Genomic DNA, 19112 nt, shown 5'->3' on the forward strand with positions numbered 1-19112 from the left:
AATTGCGCTCGTTCATTATTTCTTGCGGCGACGGATGATGAATTTATCCGATTTGTTTTTCTTTTTGCGTGTTTTGTACCCAAGCGTCGGTTTGCCCCATGGCGTCATCGGCGACTTGCGTCCAATTGGCGCTTTTCCTTCACCACCGCCGTGCGGATGGTCAACCGGGTTCATAACCGAACCGCGAACAGTCGGACGAATGCCAAGCCAGCGAGCACGTCCGGCTTTCCCGATGTTGACAAGTTCATGCTGCTCATTGCCCACTTCGCCGACCGTAGCGCGGCATTTGCCTAAAATCATGCGCACTTCGCCGGAAGCGAGTCGAACGATGACATATTTGCCTTCTTTCCCAAGCACTTGCGCTGAAGTGCCGGCTGCGCGCACCAATTGCCCGCCGCGACCTGGTTTCAGCTCGATGTTGTGGACGAGCGTACCAACCGGGATGTTCTCAAGCGGAAGCGCATTGCCGATTTTAATGTCTGCATCCGGACCGGACATGATCTCCATGCCGACTTTCAAGTTTTTCGGCGCGATAATGTAGCGTTTTTCACCGTCTGCATAGTTGATGAGTGCGATGTTGGCCGAACGGTTCGGATCGTATTCAATCGTAGCAACACGTCCTGGAATTCCGTCTTTGTCGCGCTTAAAGTCGATAATCCGATATTGGCGTTTATGGCCACCGCCTTGATGGCGCACCGTAATTTTTCCTTGATTGTTGCGGCCAGCCTTTTTCTTTAACGGAGCAAGCAGCGATTTTTCCGGCTGATCCGTCGTAATTTCCGAGAAATCCAGCACCGTCATGCCGCGACGGCCGTTCGATGTCGGTTTATACTTTTTGATCGCCATCGGAATGTCCCTCCTTCATCGTTTATGTTACACTTCAAACAGTTCGATCTCTTTGCTGTCCGGCGTCAACGTGACGATCGCTTTGCGGCGGCGGTTCGTATAGCCGCTGTAGCGGCCGACGCGCTTAAATTTCCCTTTATAGTTCATGATGTTCACTTTGGCTACTTTCACGCCAAAAATTTTCTCAACGGCGTCTTTCACTTCTGTCTTGTTTGCTTTGACGTCGACCTCAAACGTGTATTTTTTTTGCCCGATCAGGTTCATTGTATTTTCCGTGATGATGGGGCGCTTAATAATGTCGCGAGGGTCTTTCATTATGCAAGCACCTCCTCTACTTTCTCCACGGCCGCCTTCGTAATGACGAGTTTGTCATGGTTGAGCACATCGAGCACATTGATGCCGTTAGCAGCAACGACTTTCACACCCGGGATGTTGCGTGCGGACAGATATACGTTCTCATTCAACTCGTCGGTGACGATGAGCGCCTTCCGGTCCACCGAGAGGTTGTTCAAGATTTTTACCATTTCTTTCGTTTTCGGTGCTTCAAGCGACAATTGATCCAATACAACGATGTCGTTTTCGAGCACTTTCGAAGACAATGCCGATTTGATCGCCAAACGGCGAACTTTTTTCGGAAGTTTGTAGCTGTAGCTGCGCGGAACTGGACCAAAGACCGTACCGCCGCCGCGCCATTGCGGAGCGCGAATCGAGCCTTGACGGGCGCGTCCCGTCCCTTTTTGGCGCCATGGTTTGCGGCCGCCGCCGCTCACTTCAGCGCGGTTTTTCGTTTTATGCGTTCCTTGACGCATCGAGGCGCGTTGCATAATCACTGCTTCGAACAACACATGCTTATTCGGTTCAATCCCAAAAACGGCGTCGTTCAACTCGATTTCACCGACCGTCTGACCGTTTTGGTTGTATAATGCTACTTTTGGCATTACGTAGTTCCTCCTTTCTTGGCCGGATGTTATTTCGCCTTCTTGGCCGCTTTCACGGCGCTTTTGACGATGACTAAACCTTTTCTCGGACCCGGCACATTGCCTTTAATGAGCAACAAGTTGCGCTCCGGATCGACTTTGACGATTTTCAAGTTTTGGATCGTCACACGCTCGCCACCCATGCGGCCCGGCAAGTTTTTCGTTTTGAAAACACGGTTTGGTGCGATGGACCCCATCGAACCCGGACGGCGATGGTAACGGGAACCGTGAGCCATTGGCCCGCGCGATTGACCGTGGCGTTTGATCGCCCCTTGGAACCCTTTCCCTTTCGAGATGCCCGTAACATCAACGATTTCGCCTTCACTGAAAATATCCACTTTCACTTCTTGGCCAACTTCATATTCATCAATGTTGGCGCCGCGGATTTCGCGAATGAAGCGCTTAGGTGCCGTGTTAGCTTTGGCAGCATGGCCAATTTGCGGTTTATTGGCGCGTTTTTCGCTAATATCTTCAAAACCTAATTGGATCGCTTCGTAACCGTCATTTTCGATCGTTTTCTTTTGCAGGACGACGTTTGGCGTCGCATGAATGACGGTTACCGGAATCAAATCGCCATTTTCCGCAAATATTTGCGTCATACCGATCTTTCTTCCTAAGATTCCTTTCGTCATGTGTCACACCTCCTAATCGATTAAAGTTTAATTTCAATGTCAACGCCCGACGGCAAATCGAGACGCATTAACGAATCAACCGTTTGCGGAGTCGGGTTGATGATGTCGATCAAACGCTTATGCGTCCGCATTTCGAATTGTTCACGGGAGTCTTTGTACTTATGAACGGCACGCAAAATCGTATACACCGTTCTTTCCGTCGGCAGCGGGATCGGACCCGACACTTTTGCCCCGGAACGTTTTGCGGTTTCCACAATTTTCTCCGCCGATTGATCTAAAATCCGATGATCGTAAGCTTTTAAACGAATGCGAATTTTTTCTTTTGCCATTTGGTTTCCCTCCTTCTTCGCCTATTTTGAAAAATAGACTTCTCCACGGAAATTTCCTGCACACCGCCGTGGCAAAGCGGCCGGGTGTGTCAGCAACCTTCCGCTTCATCGCAGTCAAAGACCAACATTTGATATTATACTCGTATGTAAGCGAGATTGCAAGCCATTTCTCTGTTTTTCCCACACTTCTTCATTATACATAGCCGCCACCTCGTTTTCAACACGGGCTCCTAGACGTCAAATGAATGGACCCTTCAGCGCCATCCTTCTCCCCTTTCATTCGCGTGATCAGCTGCCCAAAATAAACGAAGGCGCCCTGAACAAGTCAGGACGCCTTCGCTTTTGCCGCGATTATTCAATGATTTCCGATACAGAGCCGGCGCCAACCGTACGACCGCCTTCGCGGATCGAGAATTTCGTGCCTTCTTCGATCGCGATCGGAGCGATCAGTTCCACCGTCATTTCAACGTTGTCGCCAGGCATAACCATTTCGACGCCTTCCGGAAGCGTGATGATGCCTGTTACGTCCGTCGTACGGAAGTAGAATTGCGGACGGTAATTCGAGAAGAACGGAGTATGGCGTCCGCCTTCTTCTTTCGTCAGGACGTATACTTGCGCTTTGAATTTCGTATGCGGTGTGATCGAACCAGGTTTCGCCAACACTTGGCCGCGCTCGACTTCATCGCGCGATACGCCGCGGAGAAGCGCACCGATGTTGTCTCCTGCTTCTGCTTGGTCGAGAAGCTTGCGGAACATTTCTACACCCGTAACTGTCGTCGTTTTCGGTTCATCCGACAAACCGATGATTTCAACCGGGTCGCCAACTTTCAACGTACCGCGTTCAACACGGCCTGTTGCAACCGTACCGCGGCCCGTGATCGAGAAGACGTCCTCGATTGGCATCATGAACGGTTTGTCCACTTCACGCTGCGGCGTCGGGATGTATTCGTCAACGGCATTCATCAGTTCAATGATTTTTTCTTCCCATTGCGGGTCGCCTTCGAGCGCTTTTAATGCCGAACCTTTGATGACCGGCACTTCATCGCCCGGGAAGTCGTATTCAGAGAGAAGATCGCGAACTTCCATTTCAACAAGTTCAAGCAATTCTTCGTCGTCCACCATGTCGCATTTGTTCAAGAATACAACGATGTACGGAACACCGACTTGGCGGGAGAGAAGAATGTGTTCGCGCGTTTGCGGCATCGGACCGTCAGCAGCCGATACAACAAGGATCGCGCCGTCCATTTGCGCTGCACCCGTGATCATGTTTTTGACGTAGTCAGCGTGGCCCGGGCAATCAACGTGCGCATAGTGGCGAGCATCTGTTTCATACTCGACGTGCGCCGTCGAGATCGTAATCCCGCGTTCACGCTCTTCCGGAGCAGCGTCGATTTGGTCGTACGCTTTTGCTTCGGCTTTGCCTTGTTTCGCCAAAACCGTCGTGATCGCAGCTGTCAACGTCGTTTTCCCGTGGTCAACGTGGCCGATCGTGCCAATGTTGACGTGCGGTTTCGTGCGCTCAAATTTCGCTTTAGCCATGAGAGATATCCTCCTTAAAAGTAAGATATAAATTTATATGGTTAGGTAAGTATAGGATGCTTGGGAACAAAATGTTCCCAAGTCTTACTTACATAAGTATTTATAGCGAAACTAGCAAGAGAAATCAATTATTCGCCTTTATTTTTTTTGATAATTTCATCGGCGATGTTTTTCGGAACTTCTTCATAGTGATCAAACACCATCGAGAACGTTCCGCGTCCTTGCGTGTTCGAACGGAGCGATGTCGCATAACCGAACATTTCGGCCAGCGGCACCATCGCCCGGACGACTTGGGCGTTGCCGCGCGCTTCCATCCCCTCGATGCGGCCGCGGCGAGACGTGATGTCGCCCATGATATCACCGAGGTACTCTTCAGGGATGACGACCTCCACTTTCATGATCGGTTCCAAAAGAACCGGATCACACTTCGTCGCCGCGTTTTTCAATGCCAAGGAAGCAGCGATTTTGAACGCCATTTCGCTCGAGTCGACATCGTGGTACGATCCGTCGAACAGTTTCGCTTTAATGTCAACAACCGGATAGCCGGCTAAGACGCCGTTTTGCATCGCTTCTTCCAATCCAGCTTGGACAGCCGGCACGTATTCTTTTGGAACAACCCCACCGACGATGGCGTTCTCGAATTCGAAGCCTTTGCCGCGCTCGTTCGGCGAGAATTCGATCCAAACGTGGCCGTATTGACCGCGGCCGCCAGATTGACGGATGAATTTGCCTTCGACTTGCGCCGATTTGCGGAACGTTTCGCGGTAGGCAACTTGCGGCGCCCCAACGTTCGCTTCGACTTTGAATTCACGGCGCATCCGGTCGACGATAATGTCAAGATGCAGCTCGCCCATCCCGGAGATGATTGTTTGTCCCGTTTCTGGGTCGGTGTGAGCGCGGAACGTCGGGTCTTCTTCTTGCAATTTTTGCAACGCTTGGCTCATTTTGTCTTGGTCCGCTTTCGACTTCGGCTCGATTGCCACCGAAATGACCGGTTCTGGGAATTGCATCGACTCTAAAATGACAGGATGCTTCTCGTCACATAGAGTATCACCGGTCGTCGTATCTTTTAAACCTACCGCTGCGGCAATATCACCCGCATAGACTTTCGAAATTTCTTGACGGTGGTTCGCGTGCATTTGCAACAAGCGGCCGATCCGTTCACGCTTCCCTTTCGTCGTGTTCATCACATATGAACCAGAATCAAGCGTTCCAGAGTAGACGCGAATAAACGTCAATTTCCCGACATACGGGTCAGTCATGATTTTAAATGCCAAAGCGGCAAACGGAGCGTCGTCGCTTGCTTCGCGTGTCACTTCTTCTTCGGTATCCGGAACAACACCGCGAATCGCCGGGATGTCTACCGGAGACGGCAAGTAATCGACAACGCCGTCAAGAAGCAGCTGAACACCTTTGTTTTTGAATGCCGAGCCGCAGAAGACCGGGAAGAATTCCACGCTGATCGTCGCCTTGCGGATTGCGGCCTTCAGCTCTTCCGTCGAGATTTCTTCCCCTTCTAAATACTTCATCATTAATTCTTCGTCCAGCTCAGCGACCGCCTCAATCAGCTTGTTATGGTACTCTTCTGCCATATCGCGGTATTCTTCCGGAATGTCAATGCGCTCAATGTTTTTGCCAAGCTCATCATGGTAATGGTACGCGCACATTTCGACCAAGTCAATAATGCCGGAGAACTGATCCTCAGCGCCGATCGGCAGTTGCACCGGATGAGCGTTCGCTTGCAGGCGGTCATGGAGCGTTTTCACCGAATACAAGAAATCGGCGCCGATTTTATCCATTTTGTTGACGAACACGATCCGCGGGACGCCATATGTCGTCGCTTGGCGCCAAACGGTTTCCGTTTGCGGTTCCACGCCTGATTGCGCATCTAAAACCGTGATGGCCCCGTCCAATACGCGCAGCGAACGCTCAACTTCGACCGTAAAGTCGACGTGCCCCGGCGTGTCAATGATGTTGATGCGATGGCCTTTCCATTGCGCCGTCGTCGCCGCCGACGTGATCGTAATTCCGCGCTCTTGTTCTTGTTCCATCCAGTCCATCGTTGCCGCGCCTTCATGCACTTCCCCGATTTTATGAACGCGGCCAGTATAGAACAAGATCCGTTCGGTCGTCGTCGTTTTCCCGGCGTCAATGTGCGCCATAATCCCTATGTTGCGAGTCTTTTCCAAGGAGAACTCTCTTGCCATAGTGGTTATTTTCTCCTTCCTTCAAATATGAAATATAAGTAGATGGCGCCGCCATCGATGGCGCAATCCCCTTGTCTTTGAAGTTGTCCCATGCGCGACCGAAAAGGCCGCAATATATAGGAAGATAGGTGAATAGGCAGCCACAGCGCCTTCTCACCTATTTCCTTTAGGCGACGCTCCTTACCAGCGGTAGTGGGCAAACGCGCGGTTCGCTTCAGCCATTTTATGCGTATCTTCGCGTTTTTTCACCGCTGCACCCGTGTTGTTGGCAGCGTCCATAATTTCATTTGCCAAGCGCTCTTCCATCGTTTTTTCATTGCGAAGACGTGCATATTGCACGAGCCAACGCAAACCGAGAGAAACGCGGCGGTCCGGACGAACCTCAACCGGAACTTGGTAGTTCGCCCCACCGACGCGGCGGGCGCGTACTTCCAACACCGGCATGACGTTTTTCAACGCTTGCTCAAACACTTCCATTGGATCTTTACCCGTGCGCTCACGGATAATATCAAACGCGGTGTAAAGAATTTTTTGCGCTTTCGATTTTTTACCGTCGATCATAATTTTATTGATCAAACGGGTGACAAGCTTCGAGTTGTAAATCGGATCTGGCAATACGTCACGTTTAGCAACAGGGCCTCTACGTGGCATAGTGTTTCCTCCCTTCAGGAAAACATTCTCTTCATTTCATTATTTTTTCGCTGCTTTTGGTTTTTTCGCGCCGTATTTCGAACGACCTTGCATCCGGTTTGCTACACCTGCGGCATCCAACGCCCCACGAATGATATGGTAGCGCACCCCTGGCAAGTCTTTGACACGTCCACCGCGGATGAGCACAACGCTGTGTTCTTGCAAGTTATGACCGATGCCCGGGATGTACGCCGTGACCTCAATCCCGTTTGTCAGGCGGACACGGGCATATTTCCGCAACGCCGAGTTCGGTTTTTTCGGCGTCATCGTGCCGACACGCGTGCAAACGCCGCGTTTTTGCGGAGACGACACGTTCGTTTGTTCTTTTTTGAAGCTGTTATACCCTTTGTTTAACGCAGGGGATTTCGATTTAACGACTTTTTTCTCGCGTCCTTTGCGGACCAGTTGGTTGATTGTAGGCATGAAAAGATCCTCCTTTCGCATGCATTGTTTAAGCCCACATATCCAGGTGGTTCATCATTTATGCAAATAAAGGTTTTAAAGAGAAAGACAAAGCGTTAACGAAGGATCGCCACCGCGGCCGCGCCGACTTGGATTTTGCAGGCCTTGCCGAGTTTTTTCATCGAATCGACTTTTATGACCGGCACGTTGGCCTCATTGGCGGCGGCGGTCACTTTCTCGATGATCGGCAAGTCGGCATCCTCCGCCACGATCACTTCCGCCGCTTTCCCTTCCTTTAAAGCCCTTATCGTTTGTTTGGTTCCAATCACGATTTTCCCAGCCTGTAATACTTTTTCATAAGACATGTAACATATCCTCCAAAGTACCAGGTTGTTGGAACACCTTTATTAGACTACCATTTTCTTTGCCGATTGTCAACTGGATTTTAAATGAGATAATGGCCGGCCAAGGCGCACCCTAGCCGGCCACTCGGTTCGTGTTATTTGGACGACACCGTGTCGCCAGCCGTTTCCTTTTTGACGGCCGGCTTCACTTTCCGGTAGCGAGCCATACCCGTTCCAGCCGGGACGAGTTTGCCGATAATGACGTTTTCTTTTAAACCAAGCAGTTCATCGCGTTTTCCTTTGATCGCTGCATCGGTCAAGACGCGCGTCGTTTCTTGGAACGAAGCTGCTGATAAAAACGAATCCGTCTCAAGCGACGCTTTCGTGATGCCGAGCAGCACCTGACGGGCCGTCGCCGGCCGTTTCCCTTCGCGAAGAGCTTTGGCGTTGACATCCGTGAACTGGTGGACATCCAACAGTGTGCCCGGCAGCACATCGGTGTCGCCGGCATCGATGACGCGCACTTTGCGCAACATTTGCCGCACCATGACCTCGATATGCTTATCGCTGATTTCCACCCCTTGCATCCGATACACTTTTTGCACTTCGCGGAGCAAGTACTCCTGGACGGATGTAATATCGCGCACGCGCAACAACTGTTTCGGGTCAACCGAGCCTTCTGTCAGCTCTTGGCCCCGCTCAACACGCTGCCCCTCTTCGACTTTCAGCCGTGCGTTGTACGGCGCTACGTACGTGCGCGTTTCAACCTCGCTTTGGACGACGATTTCATATTGGTTGTCGCGCGTTTCATTAATCGAAATAACCGTGCCGTCGATTTCCGAAATGACCGCTTGCCCTTTCGGGTTGCGCGCTTCAAACAGCTCTTGCACCCGCGGCAACCCTTGAGTGATATCGTCGCCGGCGACGCCGCCTGTATGGAACGTCCGCATCGTCAGCTGCGTGCCCGGTTCGCCGATCGACTGAGCGGCGATGATGCCGACGGCTTCGCCAACTTCGACGTCCATGCCGGTCGCCATGTTGCGGCCGTAGCATTTTTTGCAGACGCCATGGCGCGTGTTGCAGGCAAAGACGGAGCGAATCCATACTTCCGTAATGCCGGCTTTAATGATCTCATTGGCGATATCTTCGGTGATCATCTCGTCTTTGCGAACGATCACTTCCCCTGTTTCCGGATGGCGCACCGTTTTATGCGCATAACGGCCAACAAGCCGTTCTTCGAGCTTGACGACCACTTCCGTGCCGTCCGTCAACGCCCGAGCCAAAATGCCGCGGTCGGTGCCGCAATCTTCCTCGCGGACGATGACGTCTTGCGCCACGTCGACGAGGCGTCGCGTGAGATAGCCCGAGTCGGCCGTTTTGAGCGCCGTATCCGCCAACCCTTTCCGCGCACCGTGCGTCGAGATGAAGTATTCCAATACCGTCAAGCCTTCACGGAACGACGACTTGATCGGCAGCTCGATGATCCGGCCAGCCGGGTTGGCCATCAAACCGCGCATCCCCGCAAGCTGCGTAAAGTTCGACGCGTTCCCGCGCGCTCCGGAATCGCTCATCATAAAGATCGGGTTGCGCTTATCTAACGATTTCATCAGCCGATCTTGAATTTTGTCTTTCGCCGCACTCCAGATGGAGATGACGCGCTCGTACCGTTCTTCGTCGGTAATCAACCCGCGGCGGAACTGCTTCAAAACCGTATCGACTTTCGCTTGCGCTTCATCCAAAATTTCTTGTTTTTCCGGCAGGACGACGATGTCGGCCACGCCGATCGTGATGCCGGCCTTTGTTGAATATTGGAAGCCGAGGTCTTTCATGCGGTCGAGCATCTTCGATGTTTCAGTGATTTTGAACCGTTTGAACACTTCGGCGATAATTTGCCCAAGCACTTTTTTCTTAAATGGCGGCACGAGTTCGCGCTTGCGAATTTCTTCGCGCACGTTGACCCCTTTGTCAAGGAAGTACTTATCCGGCGTCCGTCCTTCAATGTTTTCCGTCGTCGGCTCATTGATGTACGGGAACGAATTCGGCAAAATTTCGTTGAAAATGAGCTTTCCGACGGTCGTTAAGAGCAGTTTGTTGTTTTGCTCTTCGGTAAACGTTTCGTTTTTCAGCGAGCCGGCATGAATCGCGATGCGCGAATGGAGATGGACGTAACCGTTATGATAAGCAAGAAGCGCCTCATCGGTGTCTTTGAACACCATGCCTTCGCCGATGGCCCCTTCTCGCTCCATCGTCAAGTAGTAGTTGCCCAACACCATGTCTTGTGACGGCGTCACGACCGGTTTGCCGTCTTTCGGGTTCAAAATGTTTTGCGCCGCCAACATCAACAAGCGCGCTTCGGCTTGCGCCTCAGCCGACAGCGGTACGTGCACCGCCATTTGGTCGCCGTCGAAGTCCGCGTTGTACGCCGTGCAAACAAGCGGATGAAGACGGATCGCCCGTCCTTCGACAAGCGTTGGCTCGAACGCCTGAATGCCGAGACGGTGCAGCGTCGGGGCGCGGTTTAACAGCACCGGATGTTCTTTAATGACATCTTCAAGCACATCCCACACTTCCGGATGAACGCGCTCAATTTTCCGTTTGGCACTTTTAATGTTGTGTGCCAAGCCCCGCTCAACGAGCTCCTTCATGACAAACGGCTTAAACAGCTCAAGCGCCATTTCTTTCGGCAGCCCGCATTGATACATTTTCAAATTCGGGCCGACGACGATGACGGAACGGCCGGAATAGTCAACGCGCTTGCCGAGCAAGTTTTGCCGGAAGCGACCTTGCTTCCCTTTCAGCATATGAGAGAGCGACTTTAACGGACGGTTCCCGGGACCCGTCACCGGACGTCCGCGGCGGCCGTTGTCAATCAAGGCGTCAACGGCCTCTTGCAGCATCCGTTTCTCGTTTTGGACGATAATGTTCGGCGCGCCAAGGTCGAGGAGCCGTTTCAGCCGATTGTTGCGGTTGATGACGCGGCGGTACAAATCGTTCAAATCCGATGTTGCAAACCGACCGCCGTCAAGCTGAACCATCGGACGCAACTCTGGCGGAATGACCGGCAGCACATCAAGCACCATCCAGGCCGGGTCGTTCCCTGAACTGCGAAACGCCTCAAGCACTTCAAGCCGCTTAATGATGCGGGCGCGCCGCTGACCTTGCGCTGTTTTCAACTCCTCTTTCAGCGCATTGACTTCTTTATCCAAATCAATGTCTTGGAGCAGCTTTTTGATCGCTTCCGCTCCCATCGACGCTTGGAACGATTGACCGTACTTCTCCCGGTAGGCGCGGTATTCCTTTTCCGACAACAGCTGCTTTTTCTCAAGCGGCGTATCGCCCGGGTCGGTGACGACATAGGAAGCAAAATAAATGACTTCCTCAAGCGCCCGCGGCGACATGTCAAGGACAAGCCCCATCCGGCTCGGGATCCCTTTGAAATACCAAATGTGCGAAACTGGGGCGGCGAGCTCAATATGGCCCATCCGTTCGCGGCGGACTTTTGAGCGAGTCACTTCAACGCCGCAGCGGTCGCAGACGACGCCTTTGTAGCGAACACGCTTATATTTGCCGCAATGGCACTCCCAGTCTTTCGTTGGACCGAAAATGCGCTCGCAAAACAAGCCGTCTTTTTCCGGCTTTAACGTCCGATAGTTGATGGTCTCCGGCTTTTTGACTTCGCCATACGACCAAGAACGAATTTTCTCCGGGGAAGCGAGCCCAATTTTCATGTACTCAAACTTATTGACATCTAGCAAGGGGTATACCTCCCTTTGTTGATCCGTCGGTTTTGCTGTCGTCCGTTCGCTCAAGCGGCCAATGGCGGGGAACAGCTCCCCGCCTGGCCGTTATGGCCGTTTTACTCTTTCGTCACCGCGTCTTTCTCTTCACCAGCTTCCTCTCGTTCGGCCGGTTTGACGTCGACCATGATGGCATCCGGCGCATGGTCATCGTCATCGTCAAAGTTTTCCATGTTCACCTCTTGTTCATCGCTCGTCAAAATCGTGACATCCATACCCAAGCTTTGCAACTCTTTGATCAATACTTTAAACGATTCGGGCACTCCCGGTTCCGGAATGTTTTCCCCTTTGACGATCGCCTCGTACGTTTTGACGCGGCCGACGACATCGTCGGACTTGACGGTCAAAATTTCTTGCAGCGTATATGCCGCCCCGTACGCCTCAAGCGCCCATACTTCCATCTCGCCAAAACGCTGGCCGCCAAATTGCGCCTTGCCGCCGAGAGGCTGCTGGGTGACAAGCGAGTACGGGCCAGTCGACCGAGCATGAAGCTTGTCGTCGACCATATGGGCGAGCTTGATCATGTACATGATCCCAACCGAAACGCGGTTGTCAAACGGCTCGCCTGTCCGGCCGTCATACAGCACGGTTTTCGCATCGCGCGCTAGGCCTGCCTCTTCGAGGATGTTCCAAACGTCTTCCTCTGTCGCCCCGTCAAAGACCGGAGAAGCGATGTGCAGACCGAGCTTTTTCGCCGCCATGCCAAGGTGCAGCTCGAATACTTGCCCGATGTTCATCCGCGACGGAACGCCAAGCGGATTGAGCATGATGTCAATCGGCGTGCCATCCGGCAAGAATGGCATATCTTCCTCCGGCAAAATGCGGGAAATCACCCCTTTGTTCCCGTGGCGGCCTGCCATTTTGTCGCCCTCGGAAATTTTCCGCTTTTGCACAATATAGACGCGCACCAGTTGATTGACGCCTGGTGGAAGCTCGTCGCCATCTTCGCGGTTGAATACTTTTACGTCAAGGACGATGCCGCCGCCGCCGTGCGGGACGCGCAACGACGTATCGCGGACTTCGCGCGCTTTTTCACCGAAGATCGCATGCAACAGCCGCTCTTCGGCTGTCAACTCGGTCATTCCTTTTGGCGTCACTTTGCCGACGAGCAAGTCGCCGTCTTTCACTTCTGCGCCGATTCGGACGATGCCTCGTTCATCCAAGTTTTTCAGCGCGTCTTCCCCGACGTTCGGGATGTCGCGCGTAATTTCTTCCGGACCAAGCTTCGTATCGCGCGATTCGGCTTCGTACTCTTCAATATGAATTGACGTATACACATCTTCTTTGACGAGCCGTTCGCTCATAATGATCGCATCTTCGTAGTTGTAACCGTCCCATGTCATAAAGGCGACAAGCACATTGCGGCCGAGCGCCAATTCGCCCTTGTCCATCGACGGACCGTCGGCCAAAATTTCTCCCTTCTCAACGATATCGCCTTTTTTCACGATCGGACGTTGGTTGTAGCACGTGCCTTGGTTCGAACGAACGAATTTCAGCAGCCGATATTTATCTAGATCACCCTTGACTTCTTTGCCATCCACTTCAATCAGCCGACGCACCCAAATTTCCTTTGCTTCGACACGCTCGACGATGCCGCGGTGCTTGCAAATGACCGCTGCACCCGAGTCTTTCGCCGAGACGTACTCCATCCCCGTGCCGACGATCGGCGCTTCCGGTTCCAACAGCGGCACGGCTTGCCGTTGCATGTTCGCCCCCATCAGCGCGCGGTTCGAGTCGTCGTTTTCCAAAAACGGGATGCACGCCGTCGCTGCCGAGACGACTTGCTTCGGCGAAACGTCCATGTAGTCGACGCGATCGCGCTTGACGACGATGTTCTCGCCGCGGAAACGGGCGACAACGTTTTCTTCAAGGAATGTGCCGTCCTCCGCAAGCGGTACGTTCGCCTGCGCTACAACATAATTGTCCTCTTCATCGGCTGTCAAATAATCGATTTGGTCCGTCACCCGCCCCGTTTCCGGATCGACGCGCCGGTATGGCGTTTCAATAAAGCCGAACTTGTTCACTTTGGCATAGGTAGACAGCGAGTTGATCAGTCCGATGTTCGGACCTTCCGGCGTTTCGATCGGACACATCCGTCCGTAGTGCGAATAATGAACGTCGCGCACCTCAAACCCTGCGCGCTCGCGGGTCAATCCGCCAGGGCCAAGCGCGGACAGACGCCGCTTGTGCGTCAGTTCGGCCAATGGGTTCGTTTGATCCATGAACTGTGACAGCTGCGAGCTGCCGAAAAACTCTTTGATCGCCGCGATCACTGGACGGATGTTGATGAGTTGCTGCGGTGTAATCGTGTTCGTATCTTGGATCGACATGCGTTCGCGTACGACGCGCTCCATGCGCGACAGACCGATGCGGAATTGGTTTTGCAGCAGCTCACCAACCGAACGAAGGCGGCGGTTGCCTAAATGGTCGATGTCATCCGTATCGCCGACGCCGTGGAGCAAGTTGAAGAAATAGCTGATCGACGCAATGATGTCAGCCGGTGTAATATGTTTGACATCTTCGGCGATAAAGCCGTTGCTAATGACGTTGATCACTTTTTGGCCATCCGGGTCATTCGGGGCATAAATTTTAATCGTTTGCACCGAAATGTCCCCGTCCACCACCCCTTCGGCCGGACGGTGCGTCTTTAGGCCGACACCTTTTTCCAAATAAGGAAGCAGGCGGTTGAGCATACGCCGGTCGATCATCGCTCCAGCTTCGGCGATGACTTCTCCGGTTTCCGGGTCGGTAATCGTTTCGGCGAGCCTTTGATTGAACAAACGGTTTTTAATATGAAGTTTTTTGTTGATTTTATAGCGCCCTACGCTCGCCAAGTCATAGCGTTTCGGGTCAAAAAAGCGCGACGCCAGTAAATTTTTCGCGTTCTCAAGCGTCGGCGGCTCGCCCGGGCGAAGACGCTCGTAAATTTCAATCAACGCTTTTTCCGTGCTGTCGGTATTATCCTTTTCAAGCGTATTGCGCAAGTATTCATTGTCGCCAAGCAGATCGATGATTTCTTGGTCGGAGCTGAACCCGAGCGCACGAAGAAGCACCGTAACTGGCAGTTTACGGGTGCGATCGATGCGAACGTAAACGACGTCTTTCGCATCGGTTTCGTATTCAAGCCATGCGCCGCGGTTTGGAATCACTGTCGCCGAGTAGCCGCGCTTGCCGTTTTTATCCACTTTGTCGCTGTAATAGACGCTTGGCGAACGGACGAGCTGGGAAACGATGACGCGTTCCGCCCCGTTGATAATAAACGTTCCCGTTTCCGTCATGAGCGGAAAATCGCCCATAAACACGTCTTGTTCCTTCACTTCGCCCGTTTCTTTATTGATCAGGCGAACTTTGACGCGAAGCGGCGCCGCATATGTAACGTCGCGTTCTTTCGCCTCTTCGACTGTGTATTTCGGTTCTCCTAAACTATAGTCGATAAATTCGAGCGAGAGGTTGCCGGAAAAGTCTTCAATCGGGGAAATTTCCCTAAACATTTCCCGCAGCCCTTCATCGAGAAACCATTGGTAGGAGGACGTTTGAATTTCAATCAAGTTCGGCAATTCCAACACTTCACTGATGCGTGCATAGCTTCTGCGTTGGCGGTGTCGCCCGTATTGAACCAGTCGGCCTGTCAAGAGTGATTCACCCCTCAAATGTAGACATTAGTGAAACCGGAACCGGAACAGCTCCACCATCCGCCCTTCAACAATCAATGCCGTCAAGGCGGACTGACCGCTCCGTCATTCCGGGGCAAAGCGCTAGGCATGCATGCGGCCGGCCCCCGCCATCCGGACGGAAACGGCTTCGTTTCGTGCACCGCCGTTTCATTTAGAGGATTTAAAACGCCCCGGTGCGAGGAAACCAGGCGTTAAACGGAGAAAAAAAGAAAATGGTTTCTATTCCAATAGAAAACCATATGGTTCGTTGCTTATTGATTTTATCATTGTTTCCATTGCATCCAAAATTATACGTCATCCCCTCTACGCGGGAAATGTGCATATTTAGCATTTTATAATGCTACCACAACAAAAAAACGGTGTCAACATTTTTTCGCCTTTATGATATAATATCCTTTTTTCTTCGCGACGACTTCTACAGCAGGAAACCATTCGTTCAGCTTTTGCAAGGCCGATGGGGCGCCTTGCTTTTTTTGAATGACGACCCATAGCTCGCCATGATCGAACAAATGATCGTAGCTTTGTTCAAAAATCGTGTAAACGACCCGTTTGCCAGCCCGGATCGGCGGATTTGTGACGACGGCTGCAAATCGCCGTTCTCCGACTTCTGAAAAAAGATCGCTTTTGTAAATCACCGCATTGTCAATGCCGTTTGCCTGCTTGTTTTCCTGCGCCAGTTCGAGCGCCCGCTCGTTGATATCAATCATGTGAACATGCCGGTTTGGAAACGATCGAGCCAAGGCAAGCCCGATCGGCCCATATCCGCAGCCGACATCCAACAAATCCCCCGCCACTCCTGGCTCCTCGAACGTTTCAATTAACAAGCGTGTGCCAAAGTCCACTTCGCGCTTGGAAAACACTCCATTGTCGGTCGTAAAGCGGAATTCATGCCCCCGCAACACGTACGTCCACGTTTGTCGGTTTCGTTCCGACGTCGGATTGACTGAGTAATAATGCTCGCTCACCATCATCCCCTCCTCCTTGTCGGCAGGCTGCACTGCCTTCCGTTTATATAGTGTAACAAAAAAGAGGCCGTCCCTTGCTCGGGCCAGCCTCTTTTTTTCAAGGGCGCAACCATTACTTGATTTCGACTTTCGCGCCAGCTTCTTCGAGTTTTGCTTTGATTTCTTCTGCTTCTTCTTTCGCAATGCCTTCTTTGATTGGCTTCGGCGTGTTGTCCACCAAGTCTTTCGCTTCTTTCAAGCCGAGGCCAGTGATTTCGCGAACGACTTTGATGACTTTGATTTTTTGCGCGCCGGCGTCGGCAAGAATGACGTCGAACTCCGTTTTTTCCGCCGCCGCTTCAGCGCCAGGTGCTGCGCCGCCCGCAACAACAACCGGAGCCGCAGCCGTTACGCCGAATTCTTCTTCGATTGCTTTCACCAATTCGTTTAATTCCAATACGGTCATATTTTTCACTGCTTCAATGATTTGTTCTTTCGTCATCACAACTTCCTCCTTTGTTTTATATGATCGTTAAGCGCATATCAACGTGCCATTATGCCCCTTGTTCCTCTTTTTTGTCGGCCACTGCTTTAACCGCAAGCGCAAAGTTGCGGATCGGGGCTTGAAGAACGCTAAGCAACATCGAAAGCAACCCTTCGCGGGACGGGAGTTTCGCCAACGCATCGATTTCTTCTTTGCTGGCGACGTTCCCTTCGATGACACCGCCTTTGATTTCCAATGCTTCATGCGTTTTCGCAAACTCGCTTAAAATTTTGGCCGGAGCCACGACATCCTCATTGCTGAAGGCGATGGCATTCGGACCGGTGAACACTTCATCCAGTCCTTCCAAACCGACTTCCGCGAGCGCCCGGCGGGTCAAGGTGTTTTTGTACACTTTAAACTCAACGCCTGCCTCGCGCAGCTGTTTGCGCAGCTCGGTCATTTCCGCCACGTTCAGGCCGCGGTAATCCACGATGACGGTCGCCTTGCTGGCCCGAAATTTGTCTGCAATTTCCGCGACCACTTGTTTTTTCAGTTCAATCGCGCTCGACACATCCTGCACCTCCTGTAAGGAAAATGAGAGAATACCACTTATACCGTTCACTCAAATCAAAAACCTCCATGCCGCGTAGACATGGAGGTGTCGCTCAACGCCCCCGCTCGTTCCCGATGCGGGGAGCGCTGTTCTATCGTCCATATACCTCGGTAGGAAATTAAGCCTCAAACGGGCACCTACTGTCTACGGTACAAATGATATTCATTTGTTCAGCCAAATGGCATTTTAACAGACGAACAAACAAAAGTCAACGGTTATTGTGCAACAGCAACCGTGGACGGGTCGACTTTGATGCCTGGGCCCATCGTCGACGTAATGGTGACATTTTTCACGTACGTGCCTTTTGCCGCCGCCGGTTTGGCTTTCAAAATTGCTTCGTAAACGGCCGCGAAGTTTTCAGCCAGCTTCTCGTTGTCAAACGACACTTTGCCGATTGGAACATGGATGTTGCCTGCTTTGTCGACGCGGTATTCCACTTTACCAGCCTTGATTTCTTGCACCGCTTTCGCTACGTCAAACGTGACGGTTCCGGTTTTCGGGTTTGGCATCAACCCTTTCGGCCCTAAAATGCGGCCGAGTTTCCCGACTTCGCCCATCATGTCCGGCGTAGCAACAACGACGTCAAAGTCAAACCAGCCTTGCTGGATTTTGTTGATATATTCGGTATCACCGACATAGTCAGCGCCAGCGGCTTCTGCTTCTTTCGCTTTTTCCCCTTTCGCGAACACCAACACGCGCGCCACTTTCCCTGTACCATGCGGCAAGACGACGGCGCCGCGAATTTGTTGGTCCGCTTTTTTCGGGTCAACGCCCAAACGGAACGCCACTTCCACCGTGGCATCGAATTTCGCGATGTTCGTTTTTTTCACGAGTTCGATCGCTTCAGCAATCGGGTATGCTTTGGAGCGGTCGACAAGCTTCAATGCTTCTAAGTATTTTTTTCCTCTTTTCGGCATGTGAAAAATCCTCCTTGATTGTGGTTTTAGCGGAAAAACCTCCCACGTTGAACGTCCTTCGCTTCTTTGGAAAGCGAAGAAGCGGACGGATGCCCATTCATCGGGCTCGTCTTGCTGTTTTTGTTCATGGAGAAAGAGGTTGCCAAATGACGCAACCTCCCCCACAAACGACGCACCGGCTTTAGTCTTCAATCACAATACCCATGCTGCGGGCCGTGCCTTCGATCATGCGCATGGCCGCCTCAATGCTCGCCGCATTCAAATCCGGCATTTTCAGCTCAGCGATCTCACGCACTTTGTCGCGTTTAATTGTCGCCACTTTGTTGCGGTTCGGTTCGCCGGAGCCCGATTCAATGCCCGCCGCTTTTTTGAGCAATACAGCGGCTGGCGGCGTTTTCGTGATGAATGTAAATGAACGGTCTTCAAAAACCGTAATTTCAACCGGAATAATCAACCCTGCTTGGTCAGCCGTACGAGCATTAAACTCTTTGCAAAACGCCATAATATTGACACCGGCTTGACCCAATGCAGGACCTACTGGCGGCGCCGGATTCGCTTTCCCTGCAGGAATTTGCAGTTTGACGACCTTGATGACTTTTTTCGCCACGAGACACACCTCCTTAAGTCCGTGATGTGGTATTAGGGATTGCCCCTCCCACTCATCCGGCTCCGGTCTACCGAGCCGTTTTCCTATCTCCCGTTCAGTTGAGAGGATCA

17 protein-coding genes and 1 other annotated feature are annotated in these 19112 nt (G+C 52.2%); all 17 genes read right to left on the reverse strand.

The genetic code is table 11. From position 1 onward, the window contains the following. Positions 1 to 15: 15 nt before the first annotated feature. The 17 genes from rplB to rplK all read right to left on the reverse strand — a co-directional run bounded on the left by rplB (position 16) and on the right by rplK (position 19002). On the reverse strand, positions 16 to 846 hold the full coding sequence (rplB, locus tag N685_RS0104435; protein WP_011229623.1) for a 50S ribosomal protein L2: 831 nt from the start codon (positions 844 to 846) through the stop codon (positions 16 to 18). A gap of 27 nt (positions 847 to 873) precedes the next feature. Beyond that, a complete protein-coding gene (rplW, locus tag N685_RS0104440) occupies positions 874 to 1161 on the reverse strand; it encodes a 50S ribosomal protein L23 (RefSeq protein WP_011229622.1) in 288 nt (95 codons plus the stop codon). Continuing rightward, a complete protein-coding gene (gene rplD / locus N685_RS0104445; protein WP_011229621.1) occupies positions 1161 to 1784 on the reverse strand; it encodes a 50S ribosomal protein L4 in 624 nt (207 codons plus the stop codon). The genes rplW and rplD overlap by 1 nt, the downstream gene beginning before the upstream one ends. A 29-nt stretch (positions 1785 to 1813) precedes the next feature. Further along, positions 1814 to 2455 carry a 50S ribosomal protein L3 gene (gene rplC / locus N685_RS0104450; RefSeq protein WP_011229620.1) on the reverse strand — a complete coding sequence of 214 codons (642 nt, stop codon included), beginning with the start codon at positions 2453 to 2455 and terminating at the stop codon, positions 1814 to 1816. A gap of 20 nt (positions 2456 to 2475) precedes the next feature. After that, on the reverse strand, positions 2476 to 2784 hold the full coding sequence (gene rpsJ, locus N685_RS0104455) for a 30S ribosomal protein S10 (protein WP_008881945.1): 309 nt from the start codon (positions 2782 to 2784) through the stop codon (positions 2476 to 2478). Positions 2785 to 3135: 351 nt separating this feature from the next. Beyond that, the gene (gene tuf, locus N685_RS0104460) at positions 3136 to 4323 is read right to left on the reverse strand and encodes an elongation factor Tu (protein WP_011229619.1); all 1188 of its coding nucleotides are present in this window, start codon (positions 4321 to 4323) and stop codon (positions 3136 to 3138) included. A gap of 128 nt (positions 4324 to 4451) precedes the next feature. Further along, positions 4452 to 6530 carry an elongation factor G gene (gene fusA, locus N685_RS0104465; protein WP_013522754.1) on the reverse strand — a complete coding sequence of 693 codons (2079 nt, stop codon included), beginning with the start codon at positions 6528 to 6530 and terminating at the stop codon, positions 4452 to 4454. 180 nt (positions 6531 to 6710) lie between these two features. Continuing rightward, positions 6711 to 7181, reverse strand: a complete 471-nt coding sequence (gene rpsG / locus N685_RS0104470; RefSeq protein ID WP_011229617.1) for a 30S ribosomal protein S7 — start codon at positions 7179 to 7181, stop codon at positions 6711 to 6713. A gap of 39 nt (positions 7182 to 7220) precedes the next feature. Further along, positions 7221 to 7643 (reverse strand): 30S ribosomal protein S12, encoded by a 423-nt coding sequence (gene rpsL / locus N685_RS0104475; protein ID WP_011229616.1) that lies wholly within the window; start codon positions 7641 to 7643, stop codon positions 7221 to 7223. A gap of 95 nt (positions 7644 to 7738) precedes the next feature. Continuing rightward, positions 7739 to 7987 (reverse strand): 50S ribosomal protein L7ae-like protein, encoded by a 249-nt coding sequence (locus tag N685_RS0104480; protein WP_031406215.1) that lies wholly within the window; start codon positions 7985 to 7987, stop codon positions 7739 to 7741. A gap of 134 nt (positions 7988 to 8121) precedes the next feature. Then, positions 8122 to 11721 (reverse strand): DNA-directed RNA polymerase subunit beta', encoded by a 3600-nt coding sequence (gene rpoC, locus N685_RS0104485; protein ID WP_031406217.1) that lies wholly within the window; start codon positions 11719 to 11721, stop codon positions 8122 to 8124. Positions 11722 to 11822: 101 nt separating this feature from the next. After that, positions 11823 to 15395, reverse strand: a complete 3573-nt coding sequence (gene rpoB / locus N685_RS0104490; RefSeq protein ID WP_031406219.1) for a DNA-directed RNA polymerase subunit beta — start codon at positions 15393 to 15395, stop codon at positions 11823 to 11825. A 404-nt stretch (positions 15396 to 15799) separates the two neighbouring features. After that, complete coding sequence (locus N685_RS0104495; RefSeq protein WP_031406221.1) at positions 15800 to 16402, reverse strand: class I SAM-dependent methyltransferase; 603 nt, start codon at positions 16400 to 16402, stop codon at positions 15800 to 15802. Between the two features lie 112 nt (positions 16403 to 16514). After that, the gene (gene rplL, locus N685_RS0104500; RefSeq protein ID WP_031406223.1) at positions 16515 to 16883 is read right to left on the reverse strand and encodes a 50S ribosomal protein L7/L12; all 369 of its coding nucleotides are present in this window, start codon (positions 16881 to 16883) and stop codon (positions 16515 to 16517) included. Between the two features lie 52 nt (positions 16884 to 16935). After that, on the reverse strand, positions 16936 to 17436 hold the full coding sequence (gene rplJ, locus N685_RS0104505; RefSeq protein ID WP_031406226.1) for a 50S ribosomal protein L10: 501 nt from the start codon (positions 17434 to 17436) through the stop codon (positions 16936 to 16938). Positions 17437 to 17484: 48 nt separating this feature from the next. Then, positions 17485 to 17646, reverse strand: a sequence feature (ribosomal protein L10 leader region). Between the two features lie 47 nt (positions 17647 to 17693). After that, complete coding sequence (rplA, locus tag N685_RS0104510) at positions 17694 to 18395, reverse strand: 50S ribosomal protein L1 (protein ID WP_012820483.1); 702 nt, start codon at positions 18393 to 18395, stop codon at positions 17694 to 17696. Positions 18396 to 18576: 181 nt separating this feature from the next. Further along, the gene (gene rplK, locus N685_RS0104520) at positions 18577 to 19002 is read right to left on the reverse strand and encodes a 50S ribosomal protein L11 (RefSeq protein ID WP_011229608.1); all 426 of its coding nucleotides are present in this window, start codon (positions 19000 to 19002) and stop codon (positions 18577 to 18579) included. Positions 19003 to 19112 lie beyond the last annotated feature (110 nt).

The sequence above is a fragment of the Geobacillus vulcani PSS1 genome, from assembly GCF_000733845.1.
In the GTDB taxonomy this organism is placed as follows: domain Bacteria; phylum Bacillota; class Bacilli; order Bacillales; family Anoxybacillaceae; genus Geobacillus; species Geobacillus vulcani.